The 19926-nt window shown below is 60.7% G+C and carries 14 protein-coding genes, 1 tRNA gene and 1 pseudogene; 6 read left to right on the top strand and 10 right to left on the bottom strand.

The window, feature by feature from the left end:
- Positions 1-50: 50 nt before the first annotated feature.
- A pseudogene (locus PDO_RS29485) lies at positions 51-614 on the top strand (tyrosine-type recombinase/integrase); the annotation flags it as partial.
- A gap of 200 nt (positions 615-814) precedes the next feature.
- Here the strand turns inward: PDO_RS29485 and PDO_RS17415 are convergent.
- Positions 815-890, bottom strand: a tRNA-Ile gene (locus PDO_RS17415).
- 205 nt (positions 891-1095) lie between these two features.
- Between PDO_RS17415 and PDO_RS17410 the strand changes: the two genes are divergently transcribed.
- Entirely contained in the window at positions 1096-1839 is a 744-nt protein-coding gene (locus PDO_RS17410; RefSeq protein WP_007605005.1) for an SIMPL domain-containing protein, read from the top strand.
- 156 nt (positions 1840-1995) lie between these two features.
- Here the strand turns inward: PDO_RS17410 and PDO_RS17405 are convergent, their stop codons facing one another.
- Positions 1996-3252, bottom strand: coding sequence for an AGE family epimerase/isomerase (locus tag PDO_RS17405; RefSeq protein ID WP_007605004.1), 1257 nt, complete (start codon positions 3250-3252; stop codon positions 1996-1998).
- Between the two features lie 159 nt (positions 3253-3411).
- Between PDO_RS17405 and metH the strand changes: the two genes are divergently transcribed.
- Entirely contained in the window at positions 3412-7167 is a 3756-nt protein-coding gene (gene metH / locus PDO_RS17400; RefSeq protein ID WP_007605003.1) for a methionine synthase, read from the top strand.
- Between the two features lie 265 nt (positions 7168-7432).
- On the opposite strand, the gene PDO_RS17395 is transcribed toward metH, so the two are convergent.
- The 8 genes from PDO_RS17395 to PDO_RS17360 all read right to left on the bottom strand — a co-directional run bounded on the left by PDO_RS17395 (position 7433) and on the right by PDO_RS17360 (position 15813).
- Positions 7433-8311: a protein phosphatase 2C domain-containing protein gene (locus PDO_RS17395; protein WP_007605000.1), complete on the bottom strand. Its 879-nt coding sequence runs from the start codon at positions 8309-8311 to the stop codon at positions 7433-7435.
- A 97-nt stretch (positions 8312-8408) separates the two neighbouring features.
- Entirely contained in the window at positions 8409-9554 is a 1146-nt protein-coding gene (locus PDO_RS17390) for an ABC transporter substrate-binding protein (RefSeq protein ID WP_007604999.1), read from the bottom strand.
- 175 nt (positions 9555-9729) lie between these two features.
- Entirely contained in the window at positions 9730-10773 is a 1044-nt protein-coding gene (locus tag PDO_RS17385; protein ID WP_007604996.1) for a zinc-dependent alcohol dehydrogenase family protein, read from the bottom strand.
- Between the two features lie 86 nt (positions 10774-10859).
- Positions 10860-11912, bottom strand: coding sequence for an ABC transporter ATP-binding protein (locus PDO_RS17380; RefSeq protein WP_007604993.1), 1053 nt, complete (start codon positions 11910-11912; stop codon positions 10860-10862).
- 13 nt (positions 11913-11925) lie between these two features.
- Positions 11926-12708: an ABC transporter permease gene (locus tag PDO_RS17375; protein WP_007604991.1), complete on the bottom strand. Its 783-nt coding sequence runs from the start codon at positions 12706-12708 to the stop codon at positions 11926-11928.
- Entirely contained in the window at positions 12705-13595 is an 891-nt protein-coding gene (locus PDO_RS17370; protein WP_007604989.1) for an ABC transporter permease, read from the bottom strand. Before PDO_RS17370 ends, PDO_RS17375 begins: the two co-directional genes overlap by 4 nt.
- Before the next feature lie 94 nt (positions 13596-13689).
- Positions 13690-14748, bottom strand: coding sequence for an ABC transporter substrate-binding protein (locus PDO_RS17365; protein WP_458574660.1), 1059 nt, complete (start codon positions 14746-14748; stop codon positions 13690-13692).
- A 183-nt stretch (positions 14749-14931) separates the two neighbouring features.
- Positions 14932-15813, bottom strand: a complete 882-nt coding sequence (locus tag PDO_RS17360) for a MurR/RpiR family transcriptional regulator (RefSeq protein ID WP_007604987.1) — start codon at positions 15811-15813, stop codon at positions 14932-14934.
- 178 nt (positions 15814-15991) lie between these two features.
- Between PDO_RS17360 and PDO_RS17355 the strand changes: the two genes are divergently transcribed.
- The 3 genes from PDO_RS17355 (at position 15992) to PDO_RS17345 (ending at position 19920) form a co-directional block, all read left to right on the top strand.
- Entirely contained in the window at positions 15992-16768 is a 777-nt protein-coding gene (locus PDO_RS17355; protein WP_007604986.1) for an N-formylglutamate amidohydrolase, read from the top strand.
- Positions 16769-16877: 109 nt separating this feature from the next.
- Entirely contained in the window at positions 16878-18431 is a 1554-nt protein-coding gene (locus tag PDO_RS17350; RefSeq protein ID WP_007604985.1) for an amino acid permease, read from the top strand.
- A gap of 118 nt (positions 18432-18549) precedes the next feature.
- The gene (locus tag PDO_RS17345; protein ID WP_007604984.1) at positions 18550-19920 is read left to right on the top strand and encodes a glutamine synthetase family protein; all 1371 of its coding nucleotides are present in this window, start codon (positions 18550-18552) and stop codon (positions 19918-19920) included.
- The last annotated feature ends 6 nt before the right edge of the window (positions 19921-19926 follow it).

Below are 19926 nucleotides of genomic sequence, written 5' to 3'. Positions count from 1 at the left end.
GAAACCTGCCTTTCAAGAAGATCCGGAAGTTGGATATAGAGCGAAGCCAAATGGTGCGGGCGGCCACACCAGGAGCGGCCGACAAGCTCGTCAAATACCTTAAAGCGCTGTTCAACTGGGCCATTGCGAATGACCACGCAACTTTCAATCCTGCGAGTGGCGTCACAAAGATAAACAAGTCGCCAGGATTTCACTCATGGAGCGAGGCTGAGCTCGAGAAGTTCAGGAAAGGCTACCCAGTCGGTACCACGGCGCGTCTTGCTTTTGAGCTCATGGTCAATCTGGGTGTCAGGCGCTCAGACCTGGTCAAGCTCGGTTGGAAAAACATCATTGAAGGGCGGATCGAGTTCGTTCCCGAAAAAGGCTCGGGGCGCTACGCGCAGTCGCTAAGTTTGCCCGTCACCGAGGAACTCCAGGATGCGCTTGCGGCCATACGGCACGAAGCGCCAACTTTTTTGATCACCGATTATGGAAAGGCATTCACGTCCAACGGTTTTGGCAACAAGATGCGGCAGTGGTGTGACGATGCGGGGCTGCCTGACTGCAGCTCTCATGGGATACGCAAAGCGTCGGCGACGATTCTCGCTGAAGCAGGTGCAACCGAGCACCAATTGATGGCAATCTTTGGCTGGTCCGATTCGAAAATGGCCCAGCACTACACGAAGGCAGCACAGTCCAAGCGAATTATCGATGCCGGCTTTGAACGTCGCAAAAGCTATGTGGCCCGTCGGAATGTCCCACTTTCGCCGGCCGACGATTTAAGTGGGGCAAAACAAGGAGAAAAACATGCCAAAACAACGTCCGGAGACAGAAATGGTGGGCCCGGAGGGACTCGAACCCCCAACCAAGCGGTTATGAGCCGCCGGCTCTAACCATTGAGCTACAGGCCCAGCCCGGCACATGGTGCCGGCGGGCGGGCAATGGTCACCCCGCACCGTGGCGAAGGCTCTAACGCAAATTCTGCGGACCGACAAGCCTTTGCCGCAATGGCTTCACAATCACGCGTCATCAATGACTTGGAAGGGCATTCAACCGGGCCGTGAAGAGCAATATAGGCCGAAGGGTCCGGATCCGAGGGAAAAGGAAACACTCCACATGCTAAGACATACACGCGCTCTTGCCCTGGCTGCAGCGCTTTCGAGCACAGCTTTTATGCTCACTTCGGTCGCGCCGGCCTTTGCGGCGGAGGCGGAGAGGCGCGAGGCGACAATCATGGTGTCGGGTGAGGGCGAGGCGGCAATCGCGCCGGACATGGCACTGGTGTTGCTGAGCGTCGTGCGCGATGCGGCGACCGCCGGCGAGGCGCTGAGCGCCAACAATGCCGCGATGGCCGAGGTGCTGGCCAGCCTCAAGGGGCAGGGCATTGCAGACAAGGACATGCAGACGACGGACTTTTCGATCCAGCCGAAATATCGCCAGCAGCCAACCGATGGCACCGGCTTCGAGGCGCCGGAAATCGTCGGCTACAGCGTGTCGAACGGCCTGACGGTCAGGGTGCGCGATCTTTCCAAGCTCGGCGGCCTGATCGATCAGGCGGTGAAGCTCGGCGTCAACCAGGGTGGCAATATCGTCTTTTCCAATGACAATCCGGATGCGGCGATCGAGGTGGCACGCAAGGCGGCCGTCGCGGAAGCTGCCGCCAAGGCAAAGACGCTTTCGGAAGCCGCCGGCGTCAAGGTCGGCCGCGTCATCGACATTTCGGAGAATTTCGCCCGGCCGATGCCGATGATGATGGCCGCAGCGCCGATGGGCAAGCGCATGGACGAGGCCATGCCGGTCGCGGCCGGCGAGAACCGCTACACGGTGACTGTCAACATCACCTACGGCATCGAGCAGTAAGATCCATCGTCGCCAATGACAGCAAGGGCCGCGGAGAAATCTCTGGCCCACACACCGCGAGGCCGGAGCATCGGTGACGATGTTCCGGCCTCGTTTGTCATTGGAATGGCTGCAACGCGGCGATGACGGTGCTGACCTGTCGGCCTTTGGCGCGGCTTATACCGAGTGCGGGTATTCGCGGATCACCTTGGTGAGGCTGCCTTCGGCGGGGAAAAGCGGAATGAGGCAGGCCTGCAGCGCGTGATAGATATCGCCCTTGCCGGGGAAGAGTGTGTTGGAAGGCCGTCCGTCCTCGGTCAGTTCCTCATGCCAGCCGCCGAACTCGCGGTCGAGACTGTTGCCGGCGATATAGTTCCAGATCCTGCGGTAGCTGTCTTCGTGGAATTCGCTTTCCTGGTGCTGGTTGAGGAAATGGGCGGCGCCGGCGCCCTCGCAGAGCGGCCACCAGAGCTTGGCGGTCTTTTCCGGCACATTGGCCCAGTCGAGAGTGTAGAAGAAACCACCCTTTGCCTTGTCCCAACCGAGGGCCATGGACTGGAAGAACAGGCCACGTGCGGTCTCCGGCATCCACGCATGGCGCTTGCCGTCGAGGATCCACAGCTGCATCAGAAGCCTTGCCCATTCCAGCCAGTGGCCGGGCGTGGTGCCGGCGGGGCGGAACATCTCGTTGGCATGGTAATAATTGCGGTCTACTACCCAGTGTTCGTCGAAATGTTCGGCGACGCGGAAGGCTTCCTCGCGGGCGCGGCGGTTGATCAGGAGATCGGCAATGCTTGTCGCCTTGTCGAGGTAATGGCGCTCTCCGGTCGCTTCGAACGCGGCCATCAGAGCTTCGGTCAGGTGCATGTTGGAGTTCTGGCCGCGATAGCCGGGTACGGGCTGCCAGTCGGCGGAAAACTCCTCGGCGATGGCGCCGTGCGCCTTTTCCCAGAAACGGGTTTCGATCACCTCGGTGATGTCTGCCAGCATGCGGTCGGCCAGCGGATGACCGATCGTCTTGGCGGATGATGCGGCGAGCAGGACAAAGGCGTGGCCATATCCCTGCTTCGATGGGTCGGCGGCACCGGTGTCGTTTGCCTGCCAGAAATAGCCGCCGTTCTTCTCGTCGCGATGGCGTTCCCAGAGATAGCGCATGCCGTGGTCGACGACATCGGCTGCGCCCGGGCGGCCGAGCAGGTCGCCGATGGCGTAGCAATGGACCATGCGGGCGCTGGCATGAATGCCGCGGGCCGGATTGTCGGTCGAAAGCGGCTTGCCATCGCGCGACAGGTCGTAGAAGCCGCCCTTCGGATTGATCGCTGCGGTCTGGAAGAAATCGAACAGGCCATCGGCCTGCTGCAGCAGCCAGCGCCGGTGATAGGGGCGATCCGACCAAAGGGCGGCGAGCGACGCGGTTTCGCTGGTGTCCGACATGATGTCCTCCCGGGAACTAAATCTTTTCAGCTCTATAGCCGATCCGGTCTGCTCTTGTCATCGCAGGAAGCGCAATGCTAACAGAGCATTCGCATGTTGACATAAAGATATCTTTATGTGATCTGACGCGTGTCGCATTTGAAATAAAGGAATTCGCTCATGCTCGATTCACTGTTCGGCCGCCAGGGCGCCAATCGAGATGGAGCCGAGATTCTGAGCGCCCTGCAACAGGCGGCGCGCGAGCGTATCCTGATCCTTGACGGCGCCATGGGCACGGAGATCCAGGGATTGGGCCTCAATGAGGATGACTTCCGCGGCGAGCGCTTCATCGGATGTGCCTGCCATCAGCAGGGCAACAACGACCTGCTGATCCTGACCCAGCCGCAAGCGATCGAGGACATTCATTTCCGCTATGCGATGGCGGGTGCGGATATCATCGAGACCAATACATTCTCCTCGACCAGCATTGCCCAGGCCGATTACCAGATGGAAGGTGCCGTCTACGACCTGAACAAGGAAGGCGCGCAGGCGGTGCGCCGGGCGATCCTTCGGGCAGAGCGTGAGGACGGCAAGCGCCGGTTCGTTGCCGGTGCGATCGGGCCGACCAACCGCACGGCGTCAATTTCGCCGGATGTCAACAATCCCGGCTACCGTGCCGTGTCGTTCGACGATCTGCGCCTTGCCTATGGCGAACAGATCGACGGGCTGATCGACGGTGGCGCCGATCTCATCCTGATCGAGACGATCTTCGACACGCTGAATGCCAAGGCGGCGATCTTTGCCTGCGAGGAGCGTTTTGCCGCCAAGGGCATCCGCTTGCCGGTGATGATTTCCGGCACGATCACTGACCTGTCCGGCCGCACGCTTTCGGGCCAGACACCGTCTGCCTTCTGGAACTCGATCTCGCATGCGCGGCCGTTCGCCGTCGGTTTGAACTGCGCGCTGGGTGCCGACGCGATGCGGCCGCATCTGCAGGAACTGTCGAGTGTTGCCGACACATTCATCTCGGCCTATCCGAATGCCGGCCTGCCGAACGAGTTCGGCAAATACGACCAGGACCCGGAGGAAATGGCGGCACTGGTGGCCGGCTTTGCCGATGAAGGCATCGTCAATGTCGTTGGCGGTTGCTGCGGTTCGACGCCGGAGCATATCCGGGCGATTTCGGAGGCGGTTGCCGGCAAAGCACCGCGGGTGCCTGCTGAGCACCGGCCGTTCATGTCGCTGTCGGGCCTCGAGCCCTTCGTGCTGACCAAGGACATTCCCTTCGTCAACGTCGGCGAGCGCACCAATGTCACCGGCTCGGCCAAGTTCCGCAAGCTGATCACCGCCGGCGACTATTCGGCGGCGCTTGTGGTTGCGCGAGACCAGGTCGAGAACGGCGCGCAGATCATCGATATCAACATGGATGAGGGCCTGATCGATTCGGAAAAGGCGATGGTTGAGTTTCTCAACGTGATCGCCGCCGAGCCCGATATCGCCCGCGTTCCCGTGATGATCGACAGTTCGAAATTCCAGATCATCGAAAGCGGCCTGAAATGCGTTCAGGGCAAGTCGGTGGTGAATTCGATTTCGCTGAAGGAAGGCGAGGAGAATTTCATCGCCCAGGGCCGGCTGATCCGCAATTATGGCGCTGCCGTCGTCGTCATGGCCTTCGACGAGCAGGGCCAGGCCGATACCTATGAACGCAAGGTTGAGATCTGCTCGCGGGCCTACAAGATCCTGACCGAAGAAGCAGGCTTTCCGCCGGAAGACATCATTTTCGACCCGAACATCTTTGCCGTGGCGACCGGCATCGAGGAGCACAACAATTACGGCGTCGACTTCATCGAGGCGACCCGCACCATCCGCGAACGTATGCCGCTCGTGCATATCTCGGGTGGCGTGTCGAACCTGTCGTTCTCGTTCCGCGGCAACGAGCCGGTGCGCGAAGCCATGCATGCGGTGTTCCTCTACCATGCCATCCAAGCGGGCATGGACATGGGCATTGTGAATGCCGGCCAGCTGGCGGTCTACGAGAGTATCGATGCCGATCTGCGCGAGGCCTGCGAGGACGTGGTGCTCAACCGTCGCAGTGACGGCACCGAGCGTTTGCTGGAGATCGCCGAGCGCTATCGCGGCACAGGCGAGAAACAGGCGCGCGTGCAGGATATGTCCTGGCGTGAACAGCCGGTGGAAAAGCGGCTCGAGCATGCGCTAGTCAACGGCATCACCGAATTCATCGATGCCGACACCGAAGAGGCGCGGCTGCGGGCCGCCCGACCGCTGCATGTCATCGAAGGGCCGCTGATGGCGGGCATGAACGTGGTTGGCGACCTTTTCGGCGCCGGCAAGATGTTCCTGCCGCAGGTAGTGAAATCCGCGCGCGTGATGAAGCAGGCGGTTGCCGTGCTGCTTCCTTACATGGAAGAGGAAAAACGGGCCAACGGCGGCACCGGCGAGCGCCAGGCTGCCGGTAAGGTATTGATGGCGACAGTAAAGGGCGATGTGCATGACATCGGCAAGAACATCGTCGGCGTGGTTCTCGCCTGCAACAACTACGAGATCATCGATCTCGGCGTGATGGTTCCGGCGACCAAAATCCTGCAGACAGCAATCGAGCAGAAGGTCGATATCATCGGGCTCTCAGGCCTGATTACGCCGTCGCTCGACGAGATGGTGCATATGGCTGCCGAAATGCAGCGGCAGGGGTTCAACATCCCGCTTCTCATCGGCGGCGCGACCACGAGCCGTGTGCATACGGCCGTCAAAATCCATCCGCAGTACCAGGCGGGGCAAGCAGTCTATGTCACCGATGCCAGCCGCGCGGTCGGCGTTGTATCGTCGCTTCTGTCCAATGAGACGCGCGACGGTACGATCGAGACGCTTCGCGGCGAATATGCCAAGGTGGCCGATGCGCATGCGCGCGCGGAGGCTGAAAAGCAGCGTCTGCCGCTGGCGCGTGCGCGCGCCAATGCCGTCAAGGTCGACTGGTCGCAGTACAAGCCGGTCAAGCCGAGCTTTACCGGCACCAAGATCTTCGAGGACTATGATCTTGCGGAATTGGCGAAATACATCGACTGGACGCCGTTCTTCCAGACCTGGGAGCTGAAGGGACGATATCCTGCCATTCTCGAAGACGAGAAGCAGGGGGAGGCGGCACGTGCGCTTTACGCCGATGCGCAGGCGATGCTGGACAAGATTATCGCGGAAAACTGGTTCCGCCCGCGCGCGGTTATCGGCTTCTGGCCGGCCAATGCGGTGGACGACGACATCCGGCTTTTTGTCGATGACAGCCGGACCGAGGAGCGGGCGACTTTCTTCACGCTCCGCCAGCAGTTGTCGAAGCGTGATGGGCGGCCGAATGTCGCGCTGTCGGATTTCGTCGCGCCGCTGGACACCGGTGTCGAGGATTATGTCGGCGGTTTTGTCGTCACAGCAGGCATCGAGGAAGTGGCGATTGCCGAGCGCTTCGAGCGAGCAAATGACGACTATTCCTCGATCCTGGTCAAGGCGCTGGCCGACAGGTTTGCCGAAGCCTTTGCCGAGCGCATGCATGAGCGGGTGCGTCGTGAATTCTGGGGTTACGCTGCGGATGAGGCGTTTACACCGGATCAGTTGGTTGCCGAGGACTATGGCGGAATTCGTCCGGCGCCCGGCTATCCGGCTCAGCCGGACCATACGGAGAAGGCGACGCTGTTCTCGCTGCTCGATGCAACGGAAGCGACTGGCGTGACGTTGACGGAAAGCTACGCGATGTGGCCGGGCTCATCGGTTTCTGGCATCTATATCGGCCATCCCGACAGCTATTATTTCGGTGTCGCCAAGGTCGAACGCGATCAGGTGGAAGACTATGCCGGCCGCAAGGGCATGGAGGTTCGCGAGGTCGAGCGCTGGCTTGGGCCGGTGCTCAATTATGTGCCGAAGGCGCCGGAGTGATAGAGTTTTTCTCGGGCCGCTGACGCTGACTTGCCCCTCACCCTGACGCTCCCCCCGCATGCGGGGAGAGGGAATGGAGACGTTGCGGACTTGCCTCCTTCTCCCCGTGTGCGGGGCGGTGCCGGCAGGCAAATGAGGGGCAATCGCCAAGCCGGTTGGATGGTGGCTGAGGCGGGGCGATGTCACTTCACGTTTAGAATCAGGGTGATCCGAAATTGATTCAATCCGCGCCCGCATCTCCTTGATGCGGCATCGAAAAAGACACTCAGGCGGTCAACCTCAACAGGATGGCGGTCGTGTCGTCCGATTGCTTGAAGCGGGGATATTGCAGACCGTCCGGATCCAGTTCGCGCTCGTAGTGGCGCAATTCGGCGACCAATGATCTCAGGCCGGTTGTTGCCGCGCGCCGAATCAGCGAGGCGGGATCATAGGTCTTGTAGAGGGCGACGAGGTCGGCCAATCCATCGGAGCACAAGATAGCCGTCGCACCGCCGCCGTGAATGGGCACGTCGCAGACGAACAGATGGTCGGCAGCCTCCGGTACCACGCCGAAGGTCCAGGTCGCGCCATTCGGGGTATTCTGCAGCGCGCGGCCCTTGCGCAGGTTTTCGAGCGTCGTCGGGTCGGTATTGGCGCTGCCGGATGCGCCGATGCCGCCAAGGCGGGCTATGTGTTCCGCGGCGCGGTGCTGTTCCCATTCATAGGCCCCGGGGATCGGGATGACAAAATCGCTCCGTCCGTCGTCATGCAGGATGTAGAGGGCGCTGTCGCCCAGGCCGAAATACTGAAAGCCGGTCGGCGTGGCGCGCAGACCTGTCAGGCTGCAGAGCGGCCACGCATAACGTGGCTGCTCGCCGGCGACGGCTTCGAAAGCCTGGCGTGCATCCTCGGAGATGGCACGCAGGATGGCTTTTGGATCGGATGTCGCATCCAACCGTTGCTCCAACTGCATAGCACCGAATTCTGCGATCCAAGCGGCATCGGAACCATAGTCCTGCATGAATTGCCTATCGCCCAGGCCGGTCGCGCCGTCGAAGACAAAGGCGGCATGTTGATTGTAGCCGAGCCGGTCCTCGTTTGGTCGTCCTTCCTTGCCTGGGTCGGACATGACCTCGATGATGGAAATTGTGGGCTTAGGGCTCATAGGGGCAGGTCCTGCAATTCATGGTGGCGACGCATCGGTCAGAGTGGCAGATTCGCAACCGTTTGTTTCCGCAAAGGTGAACGGTATCCGATTTTTATCATGCTGCCTTGAAGCGGCTCATGACGGCGGCTCGGTTCGGATCGGTGAGCACAACCGCGACTGCATATTCCAGCGCGCTCAAGCTGGCTTCGTCCGGATAGATGACCTTGCTGGAGACAATCTCCTCCGGCAAGAGCGCGAGCACGCGGCGGTCAGTGGTCGCTCCACCATTGGCGAGATGGTCAATGGCTGCGATTTTCGGATCCATCAGGTGATTCAGCAGGGAATAGGCGGCCGGTTTGTTCTCCGCTCCGGTCGGGATCGCATAATAGTCGGTCCAGATCTCGCCGCCATCCGATCCAAGACTGTAGTGGATCTCGTCCATGTCGCGGACCAATTGGGCAGCGTCATTGCTCCAGCACATGCAGAGCCAGGCGTCGCCGGCGCGCATGGCCGGTTGGTAGTCGCTGTCGATCGCCAGCAGATGCGGCTTGACCTGCATCAGCAGGTCTTCGGCCTTGGAAAGGGCGTCAGGCTCGATCGAATTGAAGGGATAGCCGAGGGCGACGAGCGCGCCACCGATCGTGGTCAACTGGTAGTCCTGAACGATCGTCCGGCCCGAAGCATCGCCCATGGCGGTGTCGAAGAAGCCGCGCCAACTCGCTACGGCATCAAGCCTGCGTCGGTTGTAGGCGATACCGGTCGTGCCGGTATTCTTGGGTAGCGCATGCAGCCCGCTGTGAAACATGGCCGGTGCAAGATAGCGTTCGGGATTGGCGGCCGGATCAAAATTCGGCAAGGCGGCCAGATCAAGCGGTTCGATCAAGCCCAGGTTTGCATAGGGGGCGAGGGCGTATTGTGTCGGTACGATGAGGTCCCAGGCCGCAGTCTGCGTCTGCATGCGTTGCATCATCACCTCGTTGGAGCCGATGATCTCGACCTCCACGGCGATGTCGTGCAACAGCGAGAATTGCTCGAATGTTGCCGGGTCGTGATAGTTCGGCCAGGTTGCGATGCTGACGCTTTTGCCGAGGGTGCCCGCATTGGCTGGACCCGATCCGGTTCCGCCAATGCCGAACAGGAGACTTGCGAAGCCGAGGCCTGTCACCTGCAGGAAGTGACGCCGCGAGACGGATCCCCGTTTCAGTCGCATCAATTGATCGATGAACCCGTCTGGGTTGATCGGCGGCCCCTGCCTCGGCATGCTCATAGCCCTTGTGATCCCCGTCATGGCCGCATTGTTGATCGTTCAAACTGTCTCCCGTTGCGTCAATTCATCATAAAAGCATTAACGGGGTTCAAAACGTCGGAAGGCTTTTACGGTATCGCCACCTGCTTTCGTCGAACGCCAAGACCGGGTGGGGGAGGCGGCCGGCGGGCTAAACGAAACGGTCGATGATGCTTATGCCGCTATCCTTGAACCTGTCCATTTCTGTCAGCGCCAGTGCTGCCTCATCGAGGCTAATGCGCCGGCCGATCAGCTTTTCCGGCGCAAGTTTGCCGGACAGGATCATTTCCAGCATGGCGTCGTAGCGCCAGGCCTGCATGCCGTGGCTACCGTAGATTTCGAGCTCATGACCGATGACGCGTGCCATTGGGATCGCTGGCGTCGCGTGCTCGCCGAGCATCAGGCCGACCTGGACATGGCGTCCGCGCCGTCTCAGGTTGCTGATCGAATGGAAGCAGGTCTGCGGATGTCCGAGCGCATCCACCGAGACATGGGCGCCGCCTCCGGTTGCCTCGCGCACCGCCTCTACCAGATCGGGCATCTCCCGGCTGTTGATCGCAACCGTGGCGCCGAGCTGGCGGGCGAGCGCCAGTTTGTCCTCGGCAATGTCGATCGCCACAACGTTGGCACCGAGCGCGTGGCCGATCATGATCGCCGACAGGCCGACGCCGCCGCAGCCATGCACTGCCAGCCATTCGCCGCCCTTGAGGCGCCCCTGGTCTACGACGGCACGGAAGGACGTGGCGAAGCGGCAACCGAGGCTGGCCGCCGTCTCATAGGTCATGCTGTCGGGCAAGTGCACGAGGTTCTGGTCGGCATAGTCGATCGCGACATATTCGGCGAAGGAGCCCCAATGGGTGAAGCCCGGCTGGAACTGCTCCTCGCAGACCTGCTGGTTGCCGGAGCGGCACTCGTGGCAATGACCGCAGCCGGAGACGAAGGGAACGGTGACCCGGTCGCCGATCCTGAAGCGACGGACATCGCGGCCGATCGCGGAAATGGTTCCTGCCAGTTCGTGGCCGGGTACATGCGGCAGGCGGATATCGGGATCGTGGCCCATCCAGCCATGCCAGTCACTGCGGCAAAGGCCGGTCGCCTTGACGGCGACGACGACACCGGACGGAGAAGGTGTCGGGTCGGGCAATGTGCTGACCTTCGGTGTTTCGCCGAAACGTTCGTAGAAAAGAGCGCGCATCGGTATTTCCTCTCTGCCTGAATGTGCTTCGGCGCGCATTGTGAATGCGCGCCGAAAAGTCCTTACCACCCGAAATATCGGGTGTTCTAGTCTGCGAGTACGATCAGGCCGGACGGGTCGATCTTCACGCCGACCAGATCGCCGATCACCGGCGGCTTGGTGCCGGGATCGTTGAACGTGTCGAAGGAGATCGTTTTGCCGGCGACTTCGACACGGGTGCGGATGACCGAGCCGAGGAACTGGCTGGATGTAACCTTGCCCCGGACGGTTGCTTCGCCATTGCCGGCCAGCGCCCCTGCTTCCGGGCGCATGGCGAGCTGGACTGTCGATCCGTTGACGGCCGGGATCGCATCCTTGATCGCTAGCGTAGCGTCGCCGATCCTAACGAGACCGGCGGATTGGTCGGTGACCGTTGCCTCCAGGACGTTCAGAGTGCCGACGAAGGACGCGACGAAACGGGTGGTCGGGCGGTTGTAGATCTCGAAGGGTGTGCCGATCTGGTCCGCCTTGCCGGCATTCATGACGACGATGCGGTCGGAGATCGACAGGGCTTCTTCCTGGTCATGGGTGACGAAGACGGTGGTGATACCGAGCTGCTGCTGGATATGGCGGATTTCTTCGCGCAGCGACACGCGGATCTTGGCGTCCAGTGCGGAGAGCGGCTCGTCGAGCAGCAGCACCTGTGGTTTGGGGGCCAGCGCGCGGGCAAGCGCCACGCGCTGCTGCTGGCCGCCGGACAACTGGTAAGGGTAACGCTCGGCCAGATGATCGAGGTGAATGAGGGCGAGCATTTCGCGGACGCGCGCCTCGATGGCAGCCTTCGGCATGCCGCCGATCTTCAAGCCGAAGGCGACATTGTCGAAGACGTTCATGTTGGGAAACAGCGCATAGGCCTGGAAGACCATGCCGATATTGCGCTGGTTCGGCTTCAGGTTTGTCTGATCCTTGTTCGCGATTTCGATCGTGCCGCCGCTTGGTGTTTCGAAGCCGGCGATCATGCGCAGGATCGTGGTCTTGCCGCAGCCCGACGGCCCAAGGAAGGAGATGAACTCCCCCTTGTCGATCGCCATGTTGAAGTCGTGAACGACCTTGGTCGGCCCGAAGGATTTCTGCAGTTTGGTGAGTGTGAGAAAGCTCATGAAGGTTCAGTCCTCAGGCCTGGCGAGGCGCGGTTTTCTGGAAACGGGAAACAAGCTGGATCAGTCCGAGGCAACCCCAGGTGATGCCGAAGGCGATGACCGCCAAGGCCGCAGGTTCATAGGCGCGATTGGCGCCGAGCAACTGCATGTAGGGGCCGAAGGCCGGCTTGTTGAGAAGGGCGGCCATGGTGAACTCGCCGATGACGATGGCGAAGGTCAGGAAGGCGCCCGAGAGGACGGCGACGAGCACATTGGGCAGGATGATGCGCGAAATGATGGTGAACCAGCTGGCGCCAAGGCTTTGGGCTGCCTCGGTCAGGGTTCCGACGTCAATGGTGCGCAAGCCCGTGTCGACGGCGCGGTACATATAGGGCAGAGCCAAGGTGGCATAGCCGAACATTAGAAGCACATCGGTGCCGAGGGAGGAACCGGTGAGCGGCAGCCAGCTCGATGTGTTGTAGAGGCGGATATAGCCAAAGACGATGACGATGGCCGGAATGACCAGCGGCAGAAGTGTCACGAATTCGATGTAGGGACGAAGGCCCGGCAACTTGAGACGAACCCAATAGGCGGTGGGCACGATCAGGAAAATGCCGAACAGGATGGTGACCAGCGCCATGGTGACGGAATAGGTGAATGTTTCCTGGAAGCGCGGATCGTTCAGCACTTTGACATAGGCGTCGAAAGAATATTCTCCGCGCCGCATCTTCAGCGAGAAGTTGGTCATGCCGATCAGCGGCAGGAAGAAATAGAGGAGGCCAAAAATGAGGGCTCCCCAAGCCCAGAGACGTTTCATTTCAGCCACCTTTCACTGCGGGCGCGAAGCCAAATGTAGAGCGCGTTCGCCACGCCGGTGACGACGATCATGCCGAAGGCCAGTGCATAGCCGAGATGCGGATCGCCAAGCACATCGCCGCGGATCTGGGCGAAGAGCAAGATCGGTACGATATTCAGCGAGGAACCGGTCAGTGCGATCGCGGTTGCGACAGCGCCGAATGCATTTGCGAACAGAAGCGCCATCGTGCCCAGGAAAGAGGGCAGCAGGATCGGAAAGGCGACCAGGCGCCAGTATTGCGCATTGGTCGCGCCGAGGATCGAGGCTGCTTCGCGCCATTCCTTCTTCAGGCCATCCAGGGCCGGCGTGATGATCAGGATCATCAGCGGGATCTGGAAGAAGAGATAAGTCAGCGTCAGGCCCCAGAAGGACAGGAGGTTGAAGCCGAGCATGCGCAGGTCAACGCCGAGCTGGGTCTTGAGGAAGACCGTTACCAGCCCAACCGGGCCAAGCGTTGCCAGAAAGGCGAAGGCGAGCGGTACGCCGGCGAAATTGGAGGCGACACCGGAGAAGGTCAGCAGAGGTCCTCGGATCCATTGCGGCAATCCGCCAAGCACGACGGCTGCGGCGACGGCGAAGCCGATCGCGCAGCCGAGAATGGCGGAGGCGAGACTGATCCGGATGGAGATCAGATATGCCGACATGATCGACGGGGTGTACAGGCCGCGGATATTGTCCAGCGTGAAGGTGCCGTCCGGGGTCTGGAAGGCGCCGATGACGATTTTCATCGTCGGCATGATCAGGAAAAGCACGGTGAAGGCGGCAAAGGGCAGAACGCCCAGCCAATGGAGGGGAAGGCGAAAGCGCGGCCCGGGCGGCGCACCTGAACTGACCTGTTGCGATGACATTGCTGTTGCCCCTTCGTCCGCGTGGTTCGCGGTCTCTATAAAATGCAAATGCCGCCCCGGTCGCAAGATCGGGGCGGCTTTTATACGCTATGCCTTACTGGACGTTGGCGCCAACGACGCTGTCCCAAGCGCCGGTGACGGCAGCCTTGTTGGCATCGACTTCCTCGAGAGTCGGGAAGTAGGCCTTCTCGTAGGAAGCGGCCGGCGGCAGCTTGTCGAGCAGGGCCTGCGGGATCTTGCCGGCCTTGGACATGGCGTTGAAGCGGGCCGGGTGGCAATAGCCTGCGAGCCATGCGGTCTGGCCTTCGTCGGAATAGAGGTATTCCATCCAAAGCTTGGCTGCGTTCGGGTGCGGTGCGAAGGCCGAGATGCCCTGAACGTAGACGCCGGCGAGAACGCCCGATGCCGGAACGACGACTTCAACCGGCGGGTTGCCGGCCAGCGTGTCCTTGGCGGCGAGCGCGTTGTAGTCCCACATGACGACGATCGGCGTTGCGCCCTGTGCGAGCGTGCCGGACTTGCCGATGACCGGGACGAAGTTGCCAGCCTTGTTCAGCTCGCCGAAATACTTCAGGCCAGCTTCGCCAGCGTCCTTGCCAGCCTTGGCGCCCGATGCGAGGCCGGCTGCCAGAACGCCGAGGATGGCCTGGTTGGAGGCGCGCGGGTCACCGGCAAGTGCGACCTGACCGGCATATTCCGGCTTCAAGAGGTCCGACCAGTCCTTCGGGGTGTTGGCCACGAGGTCCTTGTTCACCAGCAGCGACATGACGCCGTAGTAGTCGCCGTACCAGAAGCCGTCAGCATCCTTCACTTCAGCCGGGATTTCGTCCCAGGTGGAGACCTTGTAAGGCTGCAGCAGGCCTTCGGCCTTCATCTGCGGGCCGAAGGCAAGACCGACGTCAACAACGTCCGGCGCCTGCGGGCCCTTGTTGTCCTTGTTGGCCTTGATCGCTTCGACTTCGTCGGCCGAACCGGCATCCGGGTTCAGCTCATTGACGGTGATCTCCGGATACTTCTTCTTGAAGCCATCAATGACGGCGCCGTAGCCGCACCAGTCGTGTGGCAGCGCGATGGTGGTCAGCATGCCTTCCTTCTTGGCAGCTTCGATGAGTTCGGCGCTTGGCTCGGCATAGGCAATGGCCGAGCTGGCCATCACGAGAGCCGTCGTAAGGGACAGGGCTTTGCGGAAATTGGTAATCACTGGAATTCTCCTCTGAGTTGGCAGCGATGCGGTTCACTTAGGTGCGGTTTATTATCGTTGTGTGACGGTTGACGGCGGCAGACTGTCTTTCCCCAATTGCCGGCGTTCATCGGGTCTGGTCCTCCATGCTCGCGTTTATCCCCTTTCACGGGGCTTTCGAAACAGGCGTGCCTGTTCGAACAGCCCTTCAAGGGTATTCATACGTTCGCGCGTCTCATCCCAGGACGAGCTCTGCACGGCTTCGATCAACGCCTCCACGACAAACAGCGTCACCACGGAGGAATCCCAGGCCGATGGCGCTTCTATGTGGAGCTTGAAACAGTTGCGGGCGTGCTGGGCGACGGGCGACATCCACTGGTCGGTAAAGACGATGATCTCGACGCCATTGGCTCTCGCAACCTCGGCAAGGGTGGTCATGTCGGCTTCGTAGCGGCGGATGTCGAAGACGATCAGTACGTCGCCGGCCTGCATGTTGAGGACATGCTGCGGCCACGAGCTGGCATTCGACGACATCAGTGTCGTCTTCGGCCGGATGACCTGCATATGGGTGAAAAAATACTCGGCCAGCGCGCCGGTGATGCGGCCACCGACAAAATACAGACTGCGATTGCGGTCACCCAGCAGGCGTGCCGCCTCGTCGAAGGTCGAGGTTCTCAGTTCACCCAGCGACGCGCGCAGGTTGTTGATCACCGCTTCGGCGAAACGATTGAGGATGTGCCGGTTCGGTGCGTTGGCCGCCCAGCGGTCATGCTTGTTGATCGGATTGGAGATCGTCGCCTCGAGTTCCTGATGCAGATGCGCCTGAAACTCCGGATATCCCTTGTAGCCTAACTTCTGGACCATGCGGGCGACAGTGGGCGTCGATACGCCAGCGTTCTCGGCGACAGTGGTAATGCTGCCGAGGCCGGAGACGGGGTAATTTTCCAGCAGGCTCTCGGCCAGCTGTCGTTCGGCGCGTGTCAGCCCATCGAAATGAGCATGGATCACGTCCGACACTGTCTTGGACGCACTTAGCAAGGACCGATGGTCTCCCCTCAAGCCGATCTTTTGCCGGCTTTTGGCGAATTAAGCCTTTATGGCCGGAATGTGTCAATTGCTATTTTGAAGAGATTTCTTCAGATCCCATTGACAGCGGCGAAATCGTGAAGAATTCTCTTCGCAATAAAAGCAGCCGAACGGCGCAGGGGAAATCAGCATGCTCTCAAGGCCAGACATCCTGACCTCGGCAGACGGCGAAGCTGTTGCAGTGGAAAATTCCGCAGCTTCAGGCGCGGTGGTGCTGGTCTGCGAACACGCAAGCCGCGCCTTGCCTGTGCGGGCAGGGGATCTGGGGCTTCCGGCCGAAGCATTGGAAAGCCACATCGCCTGGGATCCGGGTGCCCTGGCCGTCTCGCGGTTGTTGTCGGAAAAGCTTGATGCCGTGCTGATCCATCAGCGGTTCTCGCGTTTGCTCTACGACTGCAACCGTCCGCCGGAATCGCCCGCCGCCATGCCGGACCGCAGCGAGATCTACGACATTCCAGGGAACCGGGATCTGGGTGTTGCCGAACGCTATGCGAGGACTGCAGCACTCTACGTGCCGTTTCACGACCGCATCAGTGCGACGCTTGCTGCCCGCCAGGCGGCAGGCCTCGAGAATGTCGTGGTCACCGTTCACAGTTTCACGCCGGTGTATTTCGGCAAGCCGCGGGCCGTTGAGATCGGCATCCTGCACGATACCGACAGCCGGTTGGCGGATGGCATGCTGAAGGCAGCCGAAGGCGGCCCGTTCCGCGTGGAGCGCAACGCGCCTTACGGCCCGGATGACGGTGTCACGCATAGCCTGAGACTTCATGCGCTGCCTTATGGGCATCTCAACGTCATGATCGAGGTTCGCAATGACCTTATCACAGAGAGTAACGGCCAAGGGGTTGTGGCCGATTATCTGGCAGTTCTGATCCAAACCGCGATCACCGGCTGCCTGAAACAATAAAAAGACCCCGAGGGGAGCGGCTCTGCTGCAACCTCCGCCCGTCAGTGGTGGAACTGAAAGACAGTCAATTGTCCGCAATTCCGCGGATAATCGTCAATTGGGGGACGTCATGTCAGACTACTCGGATTCGGATAAAAAGCAGGATCTTCATATCCTGCATTCCATGGGCTACGCCCAGGAACTCGAACGACGCATGAGTTCATTTTCGAACTTCGCCATATCCTTTTCAATCATTTGCATCCTTTCGGGCGGTATCAACTCTCTCGGTCAGGCCACGTCGGGCGCCGGCGGTGCCGCGATCGGCATCGGCTGGCCGCTTGGTTGCCTGATTTCGGGCCTGTTCGCCCTTGGTCTGGCACAGATCAGCTCGGCCTATCCGACCGCCGGTGGGCTTTACCATTGGGGTTCGATCCTGGGTAACCGCTTCACCGGTTGGTTGGCTGCCTGGCTCAACCTGCTCGGGCTTGTGACCGTGCTCGGTGCGATCAACGTCGGCACGTTCTACTTCTTCTTCGGATCATTCGGTGCCTATTTCGGCATCGAGGACACCCTGATGCATCGCGTCGTCTTCGTGGCGCTGATCACCGGTCTGCAAGCCGGCATCAACCATTTCGGCATCGGTCTGACGGCAAAGCTGACCGATTTCTCGGGTTATCTGATCTTCGTCACAGCCATCCTGCTGACCGCGGTTTGCTTGATTTCCGCGTCTAGCTTCGAGTTCGGTCGTCTCTTCACCTTCGCCAACTACACCGGCACCGAGGGTGCGTCGCTGGTCTGGCCGTTTGCCGTTTCCGGCAGCATGGCATTCCTTCTCGGCCTGCTCCTGCCGATCTACACGATCACCGGCTATGACGCTTCGGCGCATACGTCCGAGGAAACCGTCAAGGCCGCCGAATCTGTGCCGCGCGGGATGATATCCTCCGTGATCTGGTCTGCATTCTTCGGCTACATCATGCTGTGCTCGTTCGTGCTGATGCTGCCGAACATGGATGATGCCGCCAAGCAGGGCTGGAACGTGTTCTTCTGGGCGATGGATGCCCAGGTCAATCCGATGTTGAAGGAGATCCTCTATTTCCTCATCTTCATCTCGCAGTTCCTGTGTGGTCTCGCCACGGTCACTTCGCTGTCGCGGATGATCTTTGCCTTTTCGCGCGACAAGGGGCTGCCAGGTTCGTCCGCGCTCGCCAAGGTCAGCCCGAAGTTCCGCTCGCCGGTGGCTGCCATCTGGACTGGCTCGATCCTGTCTGTGCTGTTCGTCTGGTTCACCTCGGCGATTACCATCGCCGGTACGCCAGCCTACTCGATCGTCGTGTCGTGCACGGTCATCTTCCTGTTCCTGTCCTTCGCGCTTCCGATCGCCCTCGGGTTCGTGGCCATCGGTACGGCGAAATGGCCGGCGATGGGGCCCTGGAACATGGGTGCCGGCCTTTTCCGCATCGTCGCGGTTCTGGTCGTCATCGCCATGGCACTGATCTTCTACATCGGCATCCAGCCGCCGAACGACTGGGCTCTGCCGATCACGATCGGCTTCTTCGTCATCACTGCAATTGTGTGGTTCGTCTTTGAAAACAAACGTTTCAAGGGGCCGCCGATCGGTGAGGAAGTCGCCAAGCGCCAAGCCGAGATTGCTGCAGCTGAAAAGGCTGTGGGCGAGGGCGCCTGACCTTTGATCAAAACAGCAAGTCGGGGGCGTTTGGCCTCCGGCTTGCAGTCACCTTCGTTCGACCGGTGCCTCCGGCGCGGTTTCCTGTTCCTTTAGTCTACCCATTCGGATGGCGCACATGACCACCACTTACACATTTGAAGATCTGAAAAAGGACGTCGCTGACGGGCGCATCGACACGGTTCTGGCGTGTCAGGTGGACATGCAGGGCCGTTTGATGGGCAAGCGCTTCCAGGCGGAGTTTTTCGTCGAGAGCGCCTATAAGGAAACCCATAGCTGCAACTATCTGCTGGCGACCGACATGGAGATGGAAACCGTCTCCGGCTACAAGGCGACGAGTTGGGAAAAGGGCTACGGCGACTATACGATGAAGCCGGATCTTTCGACGCTGCGTCGGATTCCCTGGCTCGAGGGCACGGCGCTCGTTCTCTGCGACATGTATGACCATGCGACCCATGCAGAAGTTGCGCATTCTCCGCGCGCGATCCTGAAGAAGCAGGTCGCCCGGCTCGAGGCTATGGGCATGAAGGCCTTCATGGCGACCGAACTCGAATTCTTCCTTTTCGACCAGACCTATGATGCGGCGCGGCTTTCCGGCTATCGCGACCTCAAGCTGGTGTCGGGCTATAATGAGGACTACCACATCTTCCAGACGACCAAGGAAGAGGACGTGATGCGCGCGATCCGAAAGGGTCTGCAGGGTGCTGGCATCCCGGTCGAGAATTCCAAGGGTGAGGCATCTGCCGGCCAGGAAGAGATCAATGTGCGCTATGCCGACGTGCTAACCATGGCCGACCGGCACGTGATCATCAAGAACGGCTGCAAGGAAATCGCCTGGTCGAAGGGCAAGGCCATCACCTTCCTCGCCAAGTGGCACTACAATGCTGCCGGCTCGTCGTCGCATATCCACCAGTCGCTGTGGTCGGCCGACGGCAAGACACCGTTGTTCTACGACAAGGATGGCGGATACGGCATGTCGGAGGTGATGAAGCATTATATGGCCGGGCTTCTGGCGCATGCCGGCGAGTTCACCTATTTCCTCGCGCCCTATATCAATTCCTACAAGCGTTTCGTGGCCGGCACTTTCGCGCCGACCAAGGCGATCTGGTCGAAGGACAACCGCACCGCCGGCTACCGCTTGTGCGGCGAGGCGAGCAAGGGCATCCGCGTCGAGTGCCGCGTCGGCGGCTCCGACCTCAATCCCTATCTCGCCATGGCGGCACTGCTTGCGGCCGGGATCGACGGGATCGAGAAGAAGATGGCGCTGGAGCCCGAGTTTTCGGGCGACGCCTATGGCGCACAGGGCGCCCGCGAGATCCCGCGGACGCTGCGCGCAGCCGCGGAAACGCTTCGCGGCTCGGCCATGTTGCGGTCCGCTTTCGGCGATGACGTAGTGGATCACTATGTGCGCGCTGCCGAATGGGAGCAGGAGGAATATGATCGTCGCATCACCGACTGGGAGGTGGCGCGCGGATTCGAGCGGGCGTGACCAAAA

Source organism: Rhizobium sp. PDO1-076 (assembly GCF_000247475.1).
In the GTDB taxonomy this organism is placed as follows: Bacteria; Pseudomonadota; Alphaproteobacteria; order Rhizobiales; family Rhizobiaceae; genus Allorhizobium.
The sequence above is the reverse complement of the archived record's forward strand: the minus strand, read 5'-3'. Positions and strand labels throughout refer to the sequence as shown.